Consider the following 19,702-nt stretch of genomic DNA (forward strand, 5'->3'; position numbering starts at 1 on the left):
TATGGATACACGACGCGCCTTCCTGAAAAAAGCCGCCTACCTCGCGGGTGCAGCATCCTTGTCGAACGCCCTGCCCCCCGCCATCGCCCGGGCCATGGCCATCAACCCCGCACCGGGCTCCAGTTTTTACGATGCGGAGCATATCGTGCTGCTGATGCAGGAAAACCGATCGTTCGACCATGCGTTCGGCACCCTGCAAGGCGTGCGCGGCTTTAACGACCCACGTGCCGTCGTACAGCCCAACAACAACAAGGTATGGCTCCAAACCAATAAAGAAGGACAGACCTTCGCGCCCTTCCGCCTGGATATCCGAGACACGAAGGTAACGTGGATGGGCTGCCTGCCGCACGGATGGACCGACCAGACCGATGCCTACCACCGGGGCAAGATGGACCGCTGGCTCGACGTGAAACGCTCCGGCTTCAAGGAATTTTCAGACATGCCGCTCACCATGGGCCACTACACCCGCGAAGACATCCCCTTCTACTACGCCTTGGCCGATGCATTTACGGTGTGCGACCAGCATTTCTGCGCCAGCCTCACCGGCACCAACCCCAATAGGCTCTATTTCTGGAGCGGCAACATCCGCGAAGGATTGGACGGCAAGGCATTGGTATGGAACGGCGATTCGGAGTTCAGCGGCAAGGCCAACTGGCGTACCTTCCCCGAGCGGCTGTCCGAGCAAGGCGTCGCCTGGAAGGTGTACCAGAATGAGATATCCGCCAGCAGTGCCGGCTATTCGGGCGAGGAAAACAGCTGGCTCAGCAATTTCGGCTGCAACGCACTGGAATATTTCCCCCAGTATGCGGTCAAATACAGTGCACGGTACAAGTCGCTGCTCACCCAGCAGCGCCAAAAGCTCCTGGACCAGCTGGCGGCATTGGATGGCGACCCACCGCAGGACGAGGCCCGCGCGAAGCTCCAAAACGCCTTGGCCAATGTTGACAAGGAAATCGCCCTATACGGCAACGCACAGCTCGACACATTGCCCGAGCACACCCGCAACCTGCACCGCCGCGCATTCGTAAACAACGCCGGCGACCCCGACTACATGCAGCTCGAAACCATGCATTACCGCGATGGTGATACCGAGCGCGAGCTCCGCATACCCAAAGGCGATATCCTCCACCAGTTCCGGCAGGATGTCGCCTCGGGCGAGCTTCCCACGGTGTCGTGGCTGGTGCCGCCCCAGCTTTTTTCAGACCACCCCGATTCACCGTGGTTCGGCTCGTGGTACGTCAGCGAAGTGATGGATATCCTCACCCAGCATCCGGAGGTGTGGAAGAAGACCATCTTCATCCTTACCTACGACGAGAACGACGGCTATTTCGATCACGTGGCCCCTTTCGGGTCGCCAAACCCCTACCAGGGCGGCACCGGCAAGGTATCGCCCGATATCGACGCCCACCGCGAGTTCGTACGCCGCGAGGACCAGTACCATCCCGACAGTGCCCGCGAGAGCAACATCGGCTTGGGCTACCGCGTGCCGATGGTCATCGCCTCGCCGTGGACACGCGGCGGATGGGTCAACTCACAGGTATTTGACCACACGTCGCCGTTGCAGTTCCTCGAAAAATTCGTCAGCCGCAAGGTAGGTGCACCGGTAGCCGAAACCAACATCAGTAGCTGGCGGCGGGCGGTATGCGGCGACCTCACCTCGGCCTTCAGGCCCTACAACGGCGAGCAACTCACACCCCTTGCCGCCGTAGAAAAAGCTCCCTTCCTGATGGGTATCCACCGGGCCAAATTCAAGGACCTCCCCACCGGGTACCGGTCTTTAAGCGGCGATGAGATCACGGCCATCAACCAAGACCCGCGCCAGTCGCCCTGGTTCCCCCAGCAGGAGCCCGGCGTGCGCAATTCCAATGCACTGCCCTACGAGCTGTATGCCGATGGGCACTATGACCCCACCGGGCATTACCGCATCACCTTCAAGGCAGGCCGGGACCTATTCGGCGACCGGGCCGTCGGTTCGCCGTTCAAAGTATATGCACAGGTGCCCTTTGATGGCGAAGCCGGACGTACGTGGGATTACGCCGCATCGGCCGGTAGCGCCGTGGCGGATTCGTGGCCGCTTAGCGGGTTTGCCAACGGCCGGTACCAACTGGCCGTGTACGGGCCCAATGGTTTCTACCGCCTGTTCAAGGGCGGACCCGACCGGCCGGCCATCCGCGTAGGCTGCACCTACCGCCCCGGGACCAATGGCCGTGCCACGCTGCTGCTCACCTGTACCAATACGGGCGATGAAGATCACCGGCTGCAAGTGGTAGACAACAGCTACGGCAGCAAGCCCAGAACGGTGCGCCTACCCAAAGGGAAGGAATCCACCGTAGCGATCGACCTATCCGGTAGCTACCGGTGGTACGACGTCAGTGTGCGCTGTATGGGCATAGACGGGTTCGAAGAGCAGTTTGCCGGCCGGGTAGAAATCGGTGCCGATGGCATTACCGACCCCCTCATGGGCGTAGGTGCCCGTTGACGGTGTGAAGTAGTCGGTGCGGTGCCGCATCAAAGGTACTGCCAAATCCAAAGGAAGACGAAGAATGACTGGAGCACCGCCAGTGCCTTGGGTATGAACGTATTTTTCCGGGCCAAGATAATGAGCGAGGCGATGGAGAGCAGGATGAGAAGGATGGTCACCAGCCAATTGGGTATATCGAGGATGAACCTATAAAACGCCTCCTGCCGCTGTCCATGCACGTCAAACCGGTTAAATACGTACAGCCACGCCGCAAGGTAGTACACATTGAGTGCAACAGCCAGGTAAGCAATGGTATTGCCGATGGTTTTCATCAGTCAAACTTAGCTAAATTTATTTAGCTATCCGGTATCCTTGGCACCGCTTTCGAATGGATGAAAAGGCAAGAGAATGCAGGGCCAAATGGGGAAGGGGCAAAAAAGAAAGGTTTCCAAACGGGGAGAGTGGAAACCTTCACAAACCAATTATAAACCTAAATTATGAAGTCACAAACTTCGGGGTATTTTTCCAAACAACTGTACTGCACTCTCCTGCCTCGCAGGGTATGCACCGAAATGGCAAAGCGGGTCACTCTATTTTTCGTATCATTGTATGTGAAAATCGATGCATCATGAAAATCAATTCGCCGTTGCCCAGGATAATGGGTGCCCTACTAATCACTGCTACCATCACGTTCCACGCCTGTATGACGGTATCGTATGTGGGCGATCGCTACCAGCCGACGGAGCAAGTAGATGTATACTACGCCGAGAAAGATGTTAAAACCGAGTACCGGGTCATCGGCCATCTCTCCGAGAAAGTCAGTGGCCTGAAAGGCGAGGAGCGGGCGAAGCAGCAGATCATCGCCAAATGCCGTGAAGTGGGCGCCGATGGCGTCATCATCCTCGGCTTTGAATACGGCGGTTCCAAGGAAACCGAGGAATACCAGAAAGCCCAAGCGATTAAATACATCGAGTAAAGCACCCCATTGCCGTGTCTTTGTTTCATATGGGGGCACTGTTCAAGGCGCGCTAGGGGGTGTCGCCAATACCTCATAAACCAGCTCTTTGCGACCAATGCGTCCGTCTTCGGCGATGGCTTCCACCACCACGATGGTTTTGCCGGTAGCATCCGAGTGGTAAAACGACGTGGTGCCAGCACCCTGTTGGTCGGTAGCCAATTGATGGTCCCAATGAAGCAGTGTCCGCAAATCGGGGCGTCCGGCATCGCTTTCCGCAGCGCCCCCATGCGTGGTTACGGGAAAGGTGGTAACGGGCGAATAGACCGGTATGGTAGCCTGCAACAGACCAACCGGTTGGCGCGCCGCATATACCCCCTGTCCGGCATGGGTGTAGATGGCTACCACGCTGCCCATGGCGGGAACCTCCAACGGCGACGCTTCGGGGTACGTTTCCCGGTATAGCGAACTGAAATTCTTGGCAAACCTGATCAGTTCCAAGCTCTTGACCTCGCTGGGCGGCATGCTGGGGATGATATCATAACTATGCCCCGGCACGGGTATGCCATCCACTACCACGAGCGTCGGCTCGTTGCCCACCACCGTTGCCCGGAGGTACCCGCCATTGTCTCCCACGCGCTGGATGCGGATATCTTCGGGAAAATTGAACAGCAGTATGCTGTACAGGCCATATGACCATTTTTCTTCCCTGTCCTGGATGGCCTTGCCCGGGATGATCACATCGGCTTTGCCATAGCGGTCTTGCACCTGCGGCTGTTGCGGGCTTAGGGCCTTGCGTACCACTTCCACTTCTTCCAACAGGATTTCGCCGGATGCCAGCTTATACGCCAACTCCCGCTGAGCCCGCGCCTGCCGCTGCTTGGCAACGTAGGCCACCGTGCTGTCTACCCGGGTAATCAGCCGGCGTTGGTCGAAATGGATTTCCGGCGGTGTGCGCTCGTCCAACGAAATCGTATAGTTCCGGTTTTTCCCCTTTTTGTTGGTGCTCTGGAGGAGGATGGCCAACGAATCAACATACGCTTCACCCAGGCCGAATGCAAACCGGCCGAGGCTGTCGGTCTCCTGCACATCCATGCCCGTGGTCTGGCCGAAGGTGAGCAGCGTTATCCCCACGCCATCGCGCCCTTTGGTCGAAAATACGCCGTACACCCGGCCGCTCACATAAGGCTCCGGTTCGTTCGGATAGCGAAATGCCCCCGCGAGTGGCACATCGTAGCGGTAGCCCGCTGCGTGTACGAGCAGCAACGCGTCCAGTTCGGCATACGGCGTTCCGGGCAGCAAGTAGTGGCCCGGTTCGTCCACGCCCCGCAATTCCGAATCGAGCAGCAAGCGGCTTCGCAGGGTCTCCCGGCCCGCGTGCACACCGCCGAGCTGATCGCCATTCATCACCCGCACGGTATACGCCGCCTGTACCGGCCGGCCGCCACCGTCGGATACGCGCAGGGATAACCCGGCTTTCGACCGCTGGTGATATCGGATGCTATCCATTGCTATGGCAACGTGGAGCCTGTTTTGGCTGGTATGGTTAAAGAACAGCCGCGAGGCCACGGGGCGCCGGTGGCCATCCAGCACCCGGAAGGCAATGATGCCCTCTGGCAAATCGGTGGCGGGCAGGTCCACGGCAAGCAAGCCGTTTCTCGGCACCCCTTTGATGTTGTAGTACAGCGCACCCCGGCAGCTCACCTCCACCCGCAACGTGTCGTCCTCGCGGCCGCTTGTACGCACCGCCAGGTGGATGGCCGTATCGCGCGGTTCTACCGCCAGCACCAGCCCCGTATCGGCCACGGCCGGAAGCGGATAGTGCCGCAGCCCCTTGCCCGCCCCATCGAGCACGGCATGGTAGGTAAGCTGCGGGGCCGGTGTAAACACAAAGCTGCCTATGCCCAGGTGGTTCGTACGGAACGGTGCCACCGTGTCGCCCCGGCTGTCTACGATGCTCCCTGAAACCGCGGCCCCACTCCCCATGCCATCGCGTATGCGGATGCCCACGCGGCTACGGATACCCTGCACGAGCTGTCCGCTTTCGGCAAAGAACCGGAGGTCGATGCTGTCGGGCCTGACCGAAACCGTGCGCGTGAACCGCATGCCGTGCTGTGTTTCGATGGTGAGCGTGGCCAGTGCGGCACCGCTGGGTAGCGGATAGTCGAGCAGGTAGTTGCCGCCGCGCGCTTCCTTGATGCGCAGCGTATCGCGCCGCTGATCGACGGTAAGGAATGCCGTGAGGTCTTTCTTGTGCGCGCTATCCAACATGGTGGGCATCAATTGTGCGTGCAACCAATGATCGCCGGGCGTCTTTTCGTGCAGCTCAAAGGCAGTGATGGGGGTCCGGTCGATTTCCGTGGAGGCAGCAAACAGGCGCACATAACAAGGGGCGATAAAATCCGTACCGAAGTTTTTGTTCCACTCCGTATACGCCCGGACCAGGTAGACTCCTTGGGAGATTGACTTATTGAGTTGGAAGCTACCCGCGCCCCTACCGGCCGTCAATTTGATCCGTTTCCGTTGTATAACACGCTCATCTGAAGCAATCAGTTCCACATGGAGCACACCCGAAAGGGTTGTTGGCCGCAGGCCCTGCGATGAAACCACGGCGGCGTCGAACCATATGGTTTGGTCGGTGGTGTATACTTCCGCATCGGTTTGCAGGTATATTTTTTCCGCGTAGGCTGCGGCAGCTATCACCGGCATTTCCTGGGCACGCGTGCCACCGGGCGGTACCGCAGCCAGTACCACCATGATGAAAACTGCCGATCGGATAACGCTTACACAGCCCATGACTACGCAAAGTAACGTATTTTCGGCTGGAGAACTCGCTTACCGGCGCCCAACGCGTTGACGCCCACCGTCTGCGCCATGCCTCCACCGGAGAAAAAGTTTGATATATGCTCGTTTTCTTCGTTGAACCAACCGTCAAAATTTTCAGTCGTCCAATTTAAGCGCTTCCTCCACACGGTCCAGGCAATCCTGTACGTGGATTTTTGTCATCACATCCGATATCGCTGGAATGGAAGCCTCCAATGCCGATTTCAAATTACGGAGCTGGTATTTGGCCAATGAGCGTATATCGGAATGGGCCAGGTCGTTGCCGTTGCGGACCACGCGGACGACTACGCCGCTGGGCACGCTGGCGGCTGTCGCTACCGGCTTGGGGCTGGCGAGCTCCGCCAATTTAGCGATATAGCTTTTCTGTAGGTTACGCCTGTAAACATCCGCTGCTTCTGTGCCATCCAAATCGCGCCAAACCATGGCGTGTACGTCTTTAAAATATTCCAATATGCCATAAGCCTCTTCGGGATCGCCGGCGGCCACCTCCGCCTCCACCAACCGCTGCAGCCTATCGGTGTCAAACAGGTTGTTTACCACGCGCAGTTGGTGGGCACCGACCGTAGAAAGGGGGCTTCCGCCGATGCGCTCATAGATTTCGGGCACAATGAGCCACTCCGGGGTGTGGAGCACCTGTGTCTCCAGGAAGGCCAGTGCTTCCTTCTGGATGGTCTTGGGCACCGCGCTGTACACGGCCCCCCGCTGCTCCACGGTTTTGGGCGTTTCGTACACCCCGCCGATATTCTTGATAACGTGGCCAATGTAGCGGCCGAACTGGGTGTTCACTTCCCTGTACAGCTCGGCGAGCCCGCTATACCCTTCATTTTCGGTTTCGGTCCATCCGGGCAGGTTTTCCACCACCCGTTTCAGGTTGCGTATGCCATAGGTACTGGCCAGCATGGCATTGTCGCCCATATCTTCACTTTGGCTCCGCGGGTCGGAAGGATTCGATTCATGGCCGAACCACAGCCGCCGGTCCTTGTTCTTGTCGATCACCCATTTGTTGAGGTGTCCCTGTTCCGCATCGGCGTTTTCAAACTGGGGAAACAGACGATAGCCCCACTCGATGGCCCAGGTATCGTAATCGCCTATCCGTGGGAATAATCCTTTTTCACTGATGTTGTCTTCGGGCTGGGCCACGTAGTTAAAGCGTGCATAGTCCATGATACTGGGCGTATGTCCATGCGCTTCCACCCACTTCTTATCGCGCAACTTTTCCACGGGCGTGGAGCTGGACGAACCGAAGTTGTGGCGTAGCCCCAGTGTGTGCCCCACCTCATGGCTAGACACGAAGCGGATAAGCTGCCCCATCAGTTCGTCGCTGAATGCCAGGCGCTGCGCCCCTTTGTCATTGGGTGCCGCTTGTATAAAATACCAGTTGCGCAGCAGCCGCATCACGTTGTGGTACCAGTTGATATGGCTTTCCATGATTTCGCCCGTACGGGGGTCGGCAATGCTGGGCCCGCTCGCATTCGGCACGGACGATGCCTTGTAAACGATCGCCGAATACCGTGCATCATCCAGGCTCCAGGTGCTATCTTGCGCCTTGGTGGGTGCCTCCAGCGCATAGATCGCGTTTTTGAAGCCCGCTTTTTCAAACGCGGCCTGCCAGTCGTTCACACCTTGGATGAGGTAAGGCACCCATTTTTTGGGGGTTGCCGGGTCGATGTAAAACACGATCGGCTTCACGGGTTCCACCAATTCGCCCCGGCGGTATGCCGCCCAGTCTTTCGGCACCAAGCGCCACCGCTTCACGAGGCGTACCTGCTCCACCCCTTGGGGGTCCTTGTCGAAATCGGTGTACCCCACGGTAAAATAACCCACCCGGTTGTCTGCATACCGCGGCTGCATGGGGTTTTCGGGCAATTTAACGATGGACGTATTCAATTCAACCGTTGCCGTGCCGCCCTCGCTGCGGGCGTACGTTTTCACTGTCTTTATCTCGGTATTCATCGGATAGGTGGTTACCCCTTCCGTGTACGACTTGTCCGACTGGTAGCCGCCTAGCTTCAATGCCTTTTTGATATCGGCCGACCCGAAGAACAGCAAGTCGTTGTCGCCCTCTAAAAACTTGGTCACATCGACGACGCTGCCCGTGCTATCGGGGCTGAACGCTGCGATATCGAACGAGGCGGCAATGGGCTGCAGGTTAGAGCGGGTCACCGCCTGGTACATCGACTGGGTGCTGTCTTTGGAATACTCCGAGAACGACACCTTGCGGATAAACAATTTGTGTTTCGCTCCTTTTTCAAAGCGGATCACCGCCTGGTTCACGGGGTCGCCGGCGTAACCGCTCATGCCCGAGCGCATGTTGGCGCCGGCTTTCGCCAAGCGGGTAACGAGCAACATATCCCTGCCCAGCACGCTATCGCCCACCTCGAAGAAATATTTATCGTCCAATTCATGTACGTAGATCAGTCCCTTTTGCGACTTCGCTTCGGGCTTGATGACTTCCGCATAGGGTTTGGGGCCCTTGGCTTCCGGCTTTTTCTTCTTGGCCGAGTCGGCCGCGGCGGTATCCGCCCGGATGGTGTCTACACGGCTTTTTACGGTATCGGTCTGTCCGAAACCCTGTACGGGAGACAACATACTGCAATAAAAGACAAAAACGGCCAAGGCAAAGCCTAGTGATGATACGGTTAATTTAAGATTCATGTTTAGTGGTGCATTGATTAAACGTTGGTGAAGGTAGTAAATATTCGGTGTCTTCCTCAAATTTCCACCACTTTTTGCAGGGAGTGGCCGTTTCACCAATCAAACTCGCGGGAAGTCATCCTGCCCGAGCCCGCAATTACCAGCTTACCTTCCGAAATCGTGAGGATGCCATACGCGTTGCCATCCTCCGTTTCCACCATCCCTTCCAGCGTAATGCAGGGAAGGGATCCTCCGTGCATGGCAAACGCACCCTTGTGGTTGTGCCCCGAAATAACGGCCTTCACCTGTTTATACTTGGAAAGCAGGGCCAGCAGTTCGCGGTTATTGAGGGCCTCATGGCCATTGTCTTCGGGCAACAAGGGGTGATGCGTAAACACCAATACCTGTTGCCCTCGTTCCTGTGCCTGTTTCAACTGCTTTCTTAACCACGTTAGCTGCGTTTTTCCCACCCCACCGTTCCATGGCTGCGCCTTGCCGCGGCCCTGTTTTTCGAATGCCTCCGCCAACCGCCGGTAGGCTTTCCCCTTGGCGGTATGGGGTGCGGTCGCATAGGCAGACAACTCGTTGGTGTTTAAAAATACGAACCGCCAGCCTGCGGTATCCACCGCATAATACGGCGCTGGCATCCGGAAGGCCCTGTACAGATCGTCGGGATGCTCCACTTTTTCGAAGTCGTGGTTTCCCAGCAGGTTATGCACGGGGCGTTCGAGCCTGTCCAGCTCATCCAGTACCGCCGGGAGGTCCTTGGGGCCTTCGTCTACCAGATCGCCCAGCACCACTGTAAAGTCTACGCGCTGCTCGTTCAATGCCGTTACACTTTCCGCCAATTTGGGTATCGATTCCCTATAAAAGCGTGTACCGCGGCTATCTTTGTCGGCGTATTGGATATCGGCAATGAGGCCGATACGCAGCGGCTGTTTCCCCATTTCCTGTGCTTGCAAAAAGCAAGCACAGGAAAGGAACACCAACAGCGAGGTTATTTTATTCAGTAGGGTTACCATCCTGGATTGGGTGTTAAGTTAGGGTTCAACGTTATTTCATTTGTAGGTATGCATTCGAGGTAGTCGCGCCCCTCATCAAAGCCGTACCCATTGGGCAGCTGGCCAACGAAGGGATCCAGAAAGCCATCGCCATCCAGTTTATAATTGATCGTTTGGCCGTCCCACTCGGTCGCGTCAAAGGGGTATCCTTTGGGGCGTTTTCCTTTCAGCAGCTTATGGGCTGCCCAGCGTCTAAGGTCGTCGTACCGGAAACCTTCGGCCCCAAGTTCGACCGCCCGCTCCCGCCGTATTTCATACAGTTCGTCGGAGAGCGGATAGCCATAATCTGCATACCTGCTCCGGTTGGGGTCGGGCTGTATCGCCACATCCGGCATTCCTGCCCGTTTGCGCAGGAGATTGAGCGATTTGGCATAGTCTACGGGTTCCCCGAGTTCGGCCTTGGCTTCCGCGTAGTTCAATAGTGCCTCCGCATAGCGGAAGATAACGGCTCCGGTTTCGTCGCTGGAACTCCACGAAACGCCTCCCCCGGCCAGCGGAGCGGCGGGGTCGTTCCCTTTCCGTATCTGGAAGCCCGTGTTGTTGAGCGTTTGGCCGGACTCATCCAGGTTTGGTTTCGAAAACACACCGCGCCCGAATCCGTTGTCCCACATCACCGCTCCCGGCGTCCAAACGGTCTGCGCAAACCGCGGATCGCATTCCTCTTTTACCTTGGTGAGGAATGCGTTGCCTTTCACCGCCTTCCCGGCAGCGAAGTAATCGTAGGGGCTGCCATCCCTCCGCAAGTAATGGTGCACCTGTTCAAGTGTCATGGCAATCCCGGCGGTACGGTCAGAAACGTATATCTGGAAGGAATGCGACTGGTTGAGATTTACGGAATAAGCCTTCCATAGCAGCACTTCATTGTTGGCCGATTGGTCTTTCAGAGAAAACAACCGGCAGTAGTCATTTTCCGGCTCGCCATTGGAATAGAGCGAGAGCCCGTACATCGGTTTCATCAACTCTTCCGCTGCCTCCACCGCCTGCCTCAGGTACTTGTTGGGGTCTGCCCCGGCCGTACCGAATGCCGTGCCACCGTGATATTTCTGCCAGGTGCCTTCATAAAGGGCTACCCTCGATTTTAACAGCAAAGCCGTTTGCTTGGATAGCAGGTTGTTCCCACCTTCGGTTTCCTGCATGAGGTCGAGGTATTCGATGGCCTTGTCTAGGTGTGCCAAAATGGAATCGACCACCACATTCCGCGGATCCCTCGGCTTATACAGGTCTTCCGAGTCCATTTGCAGCGAATAGGTAAACCAAGGCACATCGCCATAACTCCTTACCTTTTCAAAGTAAAACCATGCCTTGAAAAAATGTGCTTCGCCCACGTAGTGTTTGTATCGGTCAAACGGATCTGTGCATCGCCCGTAGTTTTCAAAGAATATATTTACGTTCTGAATATCTGCCCATGTCCAATTGCCACCCGAAGCAATGGGCGATTGCGTACCGTTCCAAACCGTGCTTGGCGAAGCTTCGATCTGCACATCCGATCCGCGGGTACCATCCCATCCGATCAAACCCAGGTAACTGCCCACCGTATTGAAAGCCGGGAAAGCCGTATAGAACTGGACCATGTAATTTTTCAAGTCGCTGGTTGTTTTCCAATACGTATCGTTTTCGATCTGTGTAAGCGGCGGCCGTTCTAAAAAGCCCTTCGTGCACGACACCGCTAGGAATAAAAGGCCGATATGCCCTATTGTTATTGCGAACTTCTTCATTTTTATCTTATTTTAATTCGGTAGATCCACGTTAAAACCTATCTTCCCAGTTACAGCGATACATTCAGGCCGAAGGCCCAGATCGCTTGCGAAAGCATACCCTTTCCATTCCCATACTGCCCCAATGTTGCCGTTTCCGGGTCGAAACCCGAGGGCAGCGATGTAAGCGTATAGATGTTCTCTCCCGAGAAATAGATACGCGAGTGCTTAAGCCCGATTTTCGCCAGCACGTGCGGCGGGAAGGTATACCCCACCTGGACGTTCTTCAATCGCATGTACGCCCCGTTCTGCAGATAGCGTGTCTGTACCTGTTTGTTTTTGTTATCCTGGCCGGTTGTGCTGTAAGGCCTTGGGAAATACGCGTCTGTGTTGATGCCCAAGCCCGAATAGGCAGTTCCTTCCTCATCCCTGTAATAGTCCATGTGGCGTGGGAAGAGCGAAGATTGGTTCCAAGCCTGGAACCCCCAAAAAACATTGCCACTCAGCCACAGGTCGCGCTTTGCGGTACCCTGCAGGAATACCCCTACATCGAACCGTTTATAATTGGCCGTAAGGTTGAGGCCGAATTGATACCGGCTCGTTGAATTTCCGATAACCCGCAGGTCGCCGTGATCCGAAACGGTATTCTTTCCCGCATCGATTACCCCATCGCCGTTTACATCGCGGTATTCCACATCGCCGGTACGCCACACCTGCCCGTTTATAAAGCGCTGGTAATTGGTTGCGTTTATCTCGTCGGCCCTTGCCTGGGTTTGGATAAGGCCGACGGTTTCATACCCCCATATTTCTCCCACGCGCTTCCCCGTATAGTCGGTGGTTAAGATCCCCGTGGGGTTGGGGTACTTGGAAACGACGTTGGCATAGTCAAACATGCTGGCGGCCACCGCGTAGTTAAATTCCCTTCCCGGTTTTCCATTCCATCGCAAGGTAAAATCCCAGCCCTTGGTTTTAAGCTCGGAGTTGTTTTCCAGGGGTATGGCCCTGCCGATCACTGCTGGCAGCGCCTGTGCCGGCCCCAAGCGATCAAAGGTAAGCCGCTGGTAGTATTCCATTTCCACGTGCAGGCGATTTTGGAAGAACCCTGCTTCAACAGCCACATTGGTAGATTGTGAAGACTCCCAGGTAAGCAGTGGATTAACCAGGTTGGGGGCAATGGTGTAGGCGGGTCTTTGCCCATTTACGATCCAATTAAGGTTGGTCCTTACGCCCAATAGGGCCAAGTCTTGGTAAGCCGAGACATGCTGGTTGCCCAGCATCCCCCAAGACCCCCTCAACTTCAAATGCTGCACGTGGTTTTTCATGTTGGCCCAGAATGCCTCGTTCGATATGTTCCAGCCGGCAGAGAACGACGGGAACAGCCCCCATCTTTTTCCTTCAGCAAATTTGGAGGTGCCATCGTACCGTACGTTGCTTTCAAAGAGGTACCTGTCTGCAAAATTATAATTCAGCCGGGCAAAATACCCCAGTGTGGACCAATGCGAGAGGTCATCCAGCGCCTGCATTTCGCCGGTAGCGGTTGTCAGCGAAAGCACTTCGGGCGTTATCAACTCCCTTTTCAGGCCCCGCAGGTAGTCGTAATTATTCTCCTCTTGCTGAAAGCCGGCCATCACACTGAAATGGTGGTCGTTGCCCACATCTACCTTGTATGACGAATAGATGTTCAGGGCTTTATAGGTTACATTGGCCTTATCCTTTGTCAAATAAGACGGCACGGTGAGCGAAATGGGTACCAACGTACCATCTACCTCATCCTCATAGGCCACCAAGTTGGCGCCTTCGTAGTTATTGACGGAGTAGTCTATCGAGTAATCCGCGTTGATTGTCCAATTTTCAATCGGTGTGATCTCCGTGGCCATCCGTTGCATCAGGTTATTGTCTGTAAACCGCTCGTAGCCTGCCTGCATCTGCGGCACACGCGATAATTGCGAATAATGTCCGTTTGGCGACTTCAGGTACACTTCGGGGTGTGTGCGGAGTATCTGGTGTATCAGCATGCCATAGCCGCCCTCGCCGTTGTAAATCGGCCGGTCCCTGAACTCGTTGGTAAGGCGTGTGTTGGAGCTCACCTTCCACCACTCCGTCAGGTTTGCCTCCAGCTTTGCCTGCATGTTGTACCGGCGGTACTGGTCATCTACCATTTTCAGGGGGCCCTTCTCTGCGGCATGGCCCAACGAAAGGAAATAGGAAATATCCTTGGCGCCGCCTCTCAGGGAGAGGTTCTCCTGCGTCCGGTATCCCGCTCCGTAATGAACATCTATCCAGTCGTTGTCTCCATTCGAAAATTGGTAGGTAGACCATTTGGTAGGGTTGTTAGCATCCGGAACGGTTTCCGGCAGCGTCGGGTCCGCCAACCGGGCTATGATCCGGTCGATCGTTGATTCGGCAAACAAGCGCGCCACGCCCTGGTTGTCGTGCATTTCGTTCATCGCCCTCACAAACGTATAGGAATCGACCATGGCCGGCTTATCGATGATGGACGTGGGGCCGGCATTAACGGAAAAATCGACCTGGGGCTTCTGGTTTTCCCGTCCGGATTTGGTGGTAATCAGCAATACGCCGTAAGGTGCCCTTGCCCCATAGATGGCTGATGCCGCAGCATCCTTCAACACCGAGATACTCTCTATCGTATTTGGATCGAGCGTGTTGATATCGCCCACGGTGCCGTCGATTACCACGTAAGGGCTTCCCTGTCCGCGTATTTGCACGGATGGCGCGGCACCCGGTTCGAAGCCGCTGTTGCCATAGCCGATGGTTACGCCACTTACCGTTCCTTGGAAAGCCTGTGAAACGTTGTTTACCGGCCGGTTCTGCAACCGTTTGCCGTCTACAACCTCTACAGAGCCCGTGAGGTTGACCCTTCGTTGCGTACCATAGCCCACCACCACCACCTCTTCGAGGTCGCTCACCGATTCCTTTAAAGCCACATTGATGACCGATTGGCTACCGATGGTCCGTTCGATCGACTCAAAACCCATGAGCGTGTAGGTCAGTGCCGTGCCTGCTTCGGGGATCGACAATACATACTGCCCATCCACATCGGTTGTAGTTGCTGCGTTTGTTCCGCTTACCTTTACGGTGGCCCCTTCCAACGGATTCCCGATCGAGTCTGTTACCCGTCCGGATACCTGTCGTTGCTGCATCGCCATTTCGGGCTCCACGGCAACGGCCCTGCTTGGCTTGGGCGGCGTTTCCTTTCTATGGAGGACGATAATCTTACCCTGGATTTCAAATCCGTAGGGTTTGTTCTTTAACAGTTTCTCCAGTGCCGTGTTTACACTTTCATTGCTGACCGATAGGTTTATCGGCCCCAGGTCTTTCACATCTTTCCGGTTATAGAAAAAGGTGTAACCGCTCTGCTTCTCTATTTTCTTGAGGATTTTCGTCAGGGTGGCGTCTTTCTCGTTCAGGGTAACGCGTTGCCCGAAGACATTGGCCGACAGTTGTAGGCAGGCTGTCGTCATGATAAGGATAATCAGTTTTATTCGCACGAGTATGGATCTATTAACAAGTGGAGTAAAGCAGTTTAATTGCTCGAAATTCATACATTTGCATGATTGGGTAAATAATTAATTGGTTGTCCGAAAACGACCGTCCTCTTTCCGAAGGGGGTTTGCCCAATGGATGGCCGGCAGTGTAGCGAGCACTTCCGGCTTTTTTTTGCAAACCAGTCGTCGATATTACCTAGTTGCTTTTCACATCGTGTTTTTTTAAGGGTTATCGAATCAGTTTATTTTCGCGGTAGCACCGTCAGTACGCGTCCTTCCAGTTCAAACCTTACGCCGGCGCTTCGCAGCACGTTCAATACTGCGTTTAAGCTTGCACTCCGAGGTATCTTACCCACAAACAGGTCGTCAGATCCGGAAATCTCATATACCGTCTGTATATCATACCAGCGTTCCAACTGCTTTACCACGGTGTATACGTCTGCATCATTGAAGTAAAAATAGCCATCCTTCCAAGCCGTAAATTCTTCGGTATTGATCTTACGTACGTTGATGTCGTTACCGTTCAGCTGGGCCTGCTCGCCGGGCAACAGCCGCGTGGGGCTGCCCGGGCCGGTGCCGGGGAAACGTACGTTCACGGCCCCTTCTACCAAGGTAGTCGTAATCGCCGCCTCATCTTCATAGGCATTTATATTGAACTGTGTGCCCAGCACCTCCACCTCCTGTTGGCGGGTTTTCACGACGAACGGCAGTCTCCCGCCGCTGCCGTCGGCAGCGGGTTGTGGGGCGACCTCAAAATATGCTTCGCCAGCCACGAGCTCCACTTCGCGCCGCTCTTTCCGGAAGGTGGCGGGATATCGGAGTAGGGTAGCCGAATTAAGCCATACTTTAGAGCCATCCGGCAGCGTGAGTTGGTATTGGCCGCCTTTGGGCGTAGCCAATTCGAGCGACTCACCCGCGGCAGCCACAAAGCTTCCATCCTCATAGGTAATTCCGTCGCCGATGACAATCCCCTCTTTGTCGCCGCTAAGGTCTATCACCCGGCCATCGGCCAGTGTGAGCGTGGCCCGGTTGCCCCCTGGCTGGACTTCGTTGTGTAGGGCCAAGTGTACCCCCGCACGGTCGTTGGCCGCGATTTGCCAGATCAGCCATCCGATGCTGAGCGAAAGTGCCACGGCGGCGGCCACCGCTACCACCCGTCGCTGCAGTAACTGTGGCCTCACCATCCGTTTACTTACGTTGGCAAGCATCCGTGCACGCAGCACTTCCTCATCGGCCGAAAACGATCCGGGAATTTCCAAGCGGTCATCCGGATGTGCATTGTACCAATCCGAAAATTCCTGTTTCTCAGCAGGCGTGATGGTACCGTTGAGCCACTTGGATGCCAATTCTTGATGCCTTTTATTCGGGTCCATACCTTCGGTCTTTGCCTATATGTACCCGCAGGGAAAGGAATCCCTTAGTTGCCGATAAAATAATCCCAGATTATTGGTGGTTGGGGTGCTAACGGATGGTTATAGCAATGCCGTCATGAAGTTACCCAGCTTGATACGCAGCGTTTTAAACGCTTTGGCCAGATGCGCTTCGACCGTCTTTTCGGAAATCTGCAAGTTTTCGGCAATTTGCTTCTGCGAAAGCCCTTCTTCCCGGCTGAGGCGGAATACCAACTGGCACCGCTCGGGCAACTGGCTCACATACTTGGCCAACTCCTCGCTGAGTTCGTCAAACGAGAGTTTTTCTTCGGTAGAATGATCGACCTGTTCCTTACATACCACTGAATCGATATACCGCTGTTCACGGTAATGTCTATCGAGTGTTTTTATTACGCGGTACTTTACCGACACCGCCAAATATTTTGCCAGATCGGTAGCCAATTCGAGTGTATGGCGGCGATTCCAGAGGGCCGCAAAGATATCCTGTACAATTTCTTCCGCCTCTTCGAGATTACCCATGCGGTAACCTGCCATGACGAATAGCTTTTTCCAGTATCGATTATACAGCGCCGTAAAGGCCGCTTCATCGTTACTTTTCAGCAACAACAACAGGTCTTCATCAAGTGCGGAATCGTAGTTAGGCATCACCTACATCTTTTCTCGTAAAGGACGTGTTTGCCAGGCCGTGCATCTCATTACGCGCGCGGGCCTAAAGGGCACGGATCAACAGATTCGATGACCAACGCAAATATCTTTCCCTCGTATTAAGCCGTTATTAATTGATTATTATTTCTCCACCCTTGCTACCTATTTGGCTAGCTGGTGCATACTACCGTACAATAGTAGCGAATATAGCCGGCTCCCGCAACTTTAAAATCGCTTCCTGCCGAACCGGCCACTCCCAGCACCTATTTCTACCATTTCCCCGATACCTTCCCGATAGTTTCCCGTTAATATGCCGTTATTTGGGGGTTTTATCGGCAACCTATCGGATATCACTAGGATAACACACGGGATACGCACGGATAGCGCCTAGGGAAGCCTGCACAGGGGCACGGGCCGCGGGCAGCTAACAACCGGCCGACAAAAACGCCATGTTACGACAAATGCGTCATTCCGCGACATCCGCGACAAGGGTTGTTTCGATGCTCCCCACCTTTGTACTGTTGTTTAAATGAACTACTCATGGCACAACAGGAAAGTATCATTAAATTAAAAGGGAAGATCGGGGATCTGACCTTTTACGAAACCAAAGACGGGTACCAAGCACGCCAAGCCAAGGGGGTAGACCCCCGGCGCATCGCCACGGACCCCAACTACCAACGCACCCGCGAGAACAATGCGGAGTTTGCCCGGGGCGCGGCGGCAGTCAAGCGGCTGCGCAATACGCTGCGGCCGATGATCCTGCTCACCTATGACCCGAAGATGCCCCGACGGCTCTTCAGCCGGTTGATGCGGGTGGTGAAGGCAGACGCGGTAAACGACCGCGGCGAGCGACGGGTATTGCCCGAGAACCTCGGGATGCTCGGGCAGTTCGGGTTCAATGTGACGGCATCGCTGGCCAACACGCTCTTCGTGGTGCCGGAGTACACCATTGACCGTGCAACGGGCAGTGTGCAGATCGATGTCTCTGCGCTCAACCCCAAGCTGGCCATTGCCGCACCTGCCGGTGCCACGCACTTCCAGTTCAACCTCGGTGCAGCCACGATGGACTTCGATACGGAAGGCACGGCAAACGCCTCGGCCATCGCGATGGCGGAAAGCGAGATGGGCATCCTGAACAGTAACGAATTTGCCGGCACCACGCTGACCGCCACCATCCCGGCGGGCACGACCCTGCCGCTTTTCGTGCTCTTCGGCATTTCGTTTTACCAAGAGGTGAATGGCAAGCCGTACCCACTCAACAACGGCGCGTACAATCCGCTTGACGTCTTACAGATCGATGCGGCATGATAGAGCTCTATCTGAAGCGCCGCTACCATCCCGAGGGGACGAACGGCGAGCTTACGCACCGAGGGCAGTCGGTATGTTCCTGCATCGAACTGCCCTGGCGGGGCAACCGCCGGTTTATCAGTTGCATTCCAGAAGGGCGCTACCGCCTGGTGAAACGCCGGCACCCACGTTGGGGCGAGCAGCTGGCGGTGGCCAACGTGCCGGGGCGAGAAGGCATCCTCTTCCATCCGGCCAACGATGCGCTGGCCCAACTGCAGGGGTGCATTGCACCGGTCGCTACATGCACCGCGCCGGGTGAGGGCAGCCACAGCCGCATTGCGGTGGAACGCCTCAAGGACCTGGTGTATCCGGTGCTGGAAGCGGACGAGGAAGTATGGCTGGTCATCGTGGCCGAGGCGGTAACCAAAGCGGCGTAGCGATGGCGCAAGCAACAATGAACGGAAGCAACCAAACGTCATCCGCTCCTCGGGGAGCGGCGGATGCCAAGCCTGTCCAGGCATCGAATGGACACCCACCGACCCCTTGGTGGCTAACGTTACGCGAAGGCCTGCAGCTGGCCAGCCAGCTCATCCTTGCCTCGCCGGTGCGGCTGCCCGCCAAGGTGGTTACCGCGGCGAAGTACGTGAGCGTGGCGCTGGGGCTCTGGGAAAGTCTCGACGCGCGCCGGCCCACCCCGGCGGGCCCGGCAGCCGGGCAGAGCGACGAAGCGGAGGCTGCCGATGAACCATGACCTCAAGCTGGGCACAGCTGCCGGCACGGTATTGAGTGCCCTGCCCCACATCGGCACCGATGAGCTGTTGAAGACCGCCATCCTCGCCGCCGTGGGCGCCACGGTCAGCTTTGTGGTGAGCCTCGTGCTCCACCGGCTGCGCAGATCGCGTCGCCGGTAACCGAACCGCCCCCGGGATTCCGGGGGCGGTTTTTTTGAAAAAATCACTATCTTTGACATCATGGATACGCTACAAGTAGATATTTTGAACCCGAAAGCGAGTAGGCTACTGAAAGATTTAGCTTCTCTGGGACTAATTGCAATCAAACCCATTAGCAAGGATGGTTTTCAAAAGGTAGTGGATAAATTTCGATCAACCACTGCCGATGATGTACCTAGCTTAACGGAAATAACAGAAGAGGTGGAATTAGTAAGATCTCAACGTTATGCCAAAAAGAAGGCATCGGATAATCATTGACACTAATCTTTGGATA

At 55.8% G+C, this 19,702-nt stretch carries 15 protein-coding genes; 7 read left to right on the forward strand and 8 right to left on the reverse strand.

What is annotated here, in order from left to right; genetic code table 11:
- Window position 1: 1 nt before the first annotated feature.
- Window positions 2-2,479 (forward strand): phosphocholine-specific phospholipase C, encoded by a 2,478-nt coding sequence (locus ACEVG1_RS16270; RefSeq protein WP_374744777.1) that lies wholly within the window; start codon window positions 2-4, stop codon window positions 2,477-2,479.
- 29 nt (window positions 2,480-2,508) lie between these two features.
- Here the strand turns inward: ACEVG1_RS16270 and ACEVG1_RS16275 are convergent, their stop codons facing one another.
- On the reverse strand, window positions 2,509-2,793 hold the full coding sequence (locus ACEVG1_RS16275; protein ID WP_374744778.1) for a hypothetical protein: 285 nt from the start codon (window positions 2,791-2,793) through the stop codon (window positions 2,509-2,511).
- A gap of 296 nt (window positions 2,794-3,089) precedes the next feature.
- On the opposite strand from ACEVG1_RS16275, the gene ACEVG1_RS16280 reads away from it, so the two are divergent.
- Window positions 3,090-3,437 carry a hypothetical protein gene (locus ACEVG1_RS16280; protein ID WP_374744779.1) on the forward strand — a complete coding sequence of 116 codons (348 nt, stop codon included), beginning with the start codon at window positions 3,090-3,092 and terminating at the stop codon, window positions 3,435-3,437.
- A gap of 42 nt (window positions 3,438-3,479) precedes the next feature.
- Here the strand turns inward: ACEVG1_RS16280 and ACEVG1_RS16285 are convergent, their stop codons facing one another.
- The 7 genes from ACEVG1_RS16285 to ACEVG1_RS16315 form a co-directional block, all read right to left on the reverse strand.
- Window positions 3,480-6,212 (reverse strand): hypothetical protein, encoded by a 2,733-nt coding sequence (locus ACEVG1_RS16285; protein WP_374744780.1) that lies wholly within the window; start codon window positions 6,210-6,212, stop codon window positions 3,480-3,482.
- Between the two features lie 144 nt (window positions 6,213-6,356).
- Window positions 6,357-8,915, reverse strand: coding sequence for a zinc-dependent metalloprotease (locus ACEVG1_RS16290; protein WP_374744781.1), 2,559 nt, complete (start codon window positions 8,913-8,915; stop codon window positions 6,357-6,359).
- Window positions 8,916-9,007: 92 nt separating this feature from the next.
- Entirely contained in the window at window positions 9,008-9,916 is a 909-nt protein-coding gene (locus ACEVG1_RS16295; protein ID WP_374744782.1) for a metallophosphoesterase, read from the reverse strand.
- Window positions 9,910-11,670 carry a RagB/SusD family nutrient uptake outer membrane protein gene (locus ACEVG1_RS16300; RefSeq protein WP_374744783.1) on the reverse strand — a complete coding sequence of 587 codons (1,761 nt, stop codon included), beginning with the start codon at window positions 11,668-11,670 and terminating at the stop codon, window positions 9,910-9,912. The genes ACEVG1_RS16295 and ACEVG1_RS16300 overlap by 7 nt, the downstream gene beginning before the upstream one ends.
- Window positions 11,671-11,720: 50 nt before the next feature.
- Window positions 11,721-15,131, reverse strand: coding sequence for a TonB-dependent receptor (locus ACEVG1_RS16305; protein WP_374744784.1), 3,411 nt, complete (start codon window positions 15,129-15,131; stop codon window positions 11,721-11,723).
- Window positions 15,132-15,397: 266 nt separating this feature from the next.
- Window positions 15,398-16,528, reverse strand: coding sequence for a FecR family protein (locus ACEVG1_RS16310; RefSeq protein WP_374744785.1), 1,131 nt, complete (start codon window positions 16,526-16,528; stop codon window positions 15,398-15,400).
- 99 nt (window positions 16,529-16,627) lie between these two features.
- Window positions 16,628-17,191 carry an RNA polymerase sigma-70 factor gene (locus tag ACEVG1_RS16315; protein WP_374744786.1) on the reverse strand — a complete coding sequence of 188 codons (564 nt, stop codon included), beginning with the start codon at window positions 17,189-17,191 and terminating at the stop codon, window positions 16,628-16,630.
- 540 nt (window positions 17,192-17,731) lie between these two features.
- Here ACEVG1_RS16315 and ACEVG1_RS16320 point away from each other — a divergent pair.
- From ACEVG1_RS16320 to ACEVG1_RS16340, 5 genes are read left to right on the forward strand one after another with little or no spacing between them, the layout of a single operon-like run.
- Window positions 17,732-18,499, forward strand: a complete 768-nt coding sequence (locus tag ACEVG1_RS16320; protein ID WP_374744787.1) for a hypothetical protein — start codon at window positions 17,732-17,734, stop codon at window positions 18,497-18,499.
- Complete coding sequence (locus tag ACEVG1_RS16325) at window positions 18,496-18,915, forward strand: DUF5675 family protein (RefSeq protein WP_374744788.1); 420 nt, start codon at window positions 18,496-18,498, stop codon at window positions 18,913-18,915. Before ACEVG1_RS16320 ends, ACEVG1_RS16325 begins: the two co-directional genes overlap by 4 nt.
- Complete coding sequence (locus ACEVG1_RS16330; protein ID WP_374744789.1) at window positions 18,873-19,229, forward strand: hypothetical protein; 357 nt, start codon at window positions 18,873-18,875, stop codon at window positions 19,227-19,229. The genes ACEVG1_RS16325 and ACEVG1_RS16330 overlap by 43 nt, the downstream gene beginning before the upstream one ends.
- Complete coding sequence (locus tag ACEVG1_RS16335) at window positions 19,219-19,389, forward strand: hypothetical protein (RefSeq protein WP_374744790.1); 171 nt, start codon at window positions 19,219-19,221, stop codon at window positions 19,387-19,389. Before ACEVG1_RS16330 ends, ACEVG1_RS16335 begins: the two co-directional genes overlap by 11 nt.
- Window positions 19,390-19,449: 60 nt before the next feature.
- A complete protein-coding gene (locus ACEVG1_RS16340) occupies window positions 19,450-19,686 on the forward strand; it encodes a hypothetical protein (protein ID WP_374744791.1) in 237 nt (78 codons plus the stop codon).
- Window positions 19,687-19,702 lie beyond the last annotated feature (16 nt).

Origin of the sequence: Parapedobacter sp. 2B3 (genome assembly GCF_041925275.1) — a bacterium.
Classification (GTDB): domain Bacteria; phylum Bacteroidota; class Bacteroidia; order Sphingobacteriales; family Sphingobacteriaceae; genus Parapedobacter; species Parapedobacter pyrenivorans_A.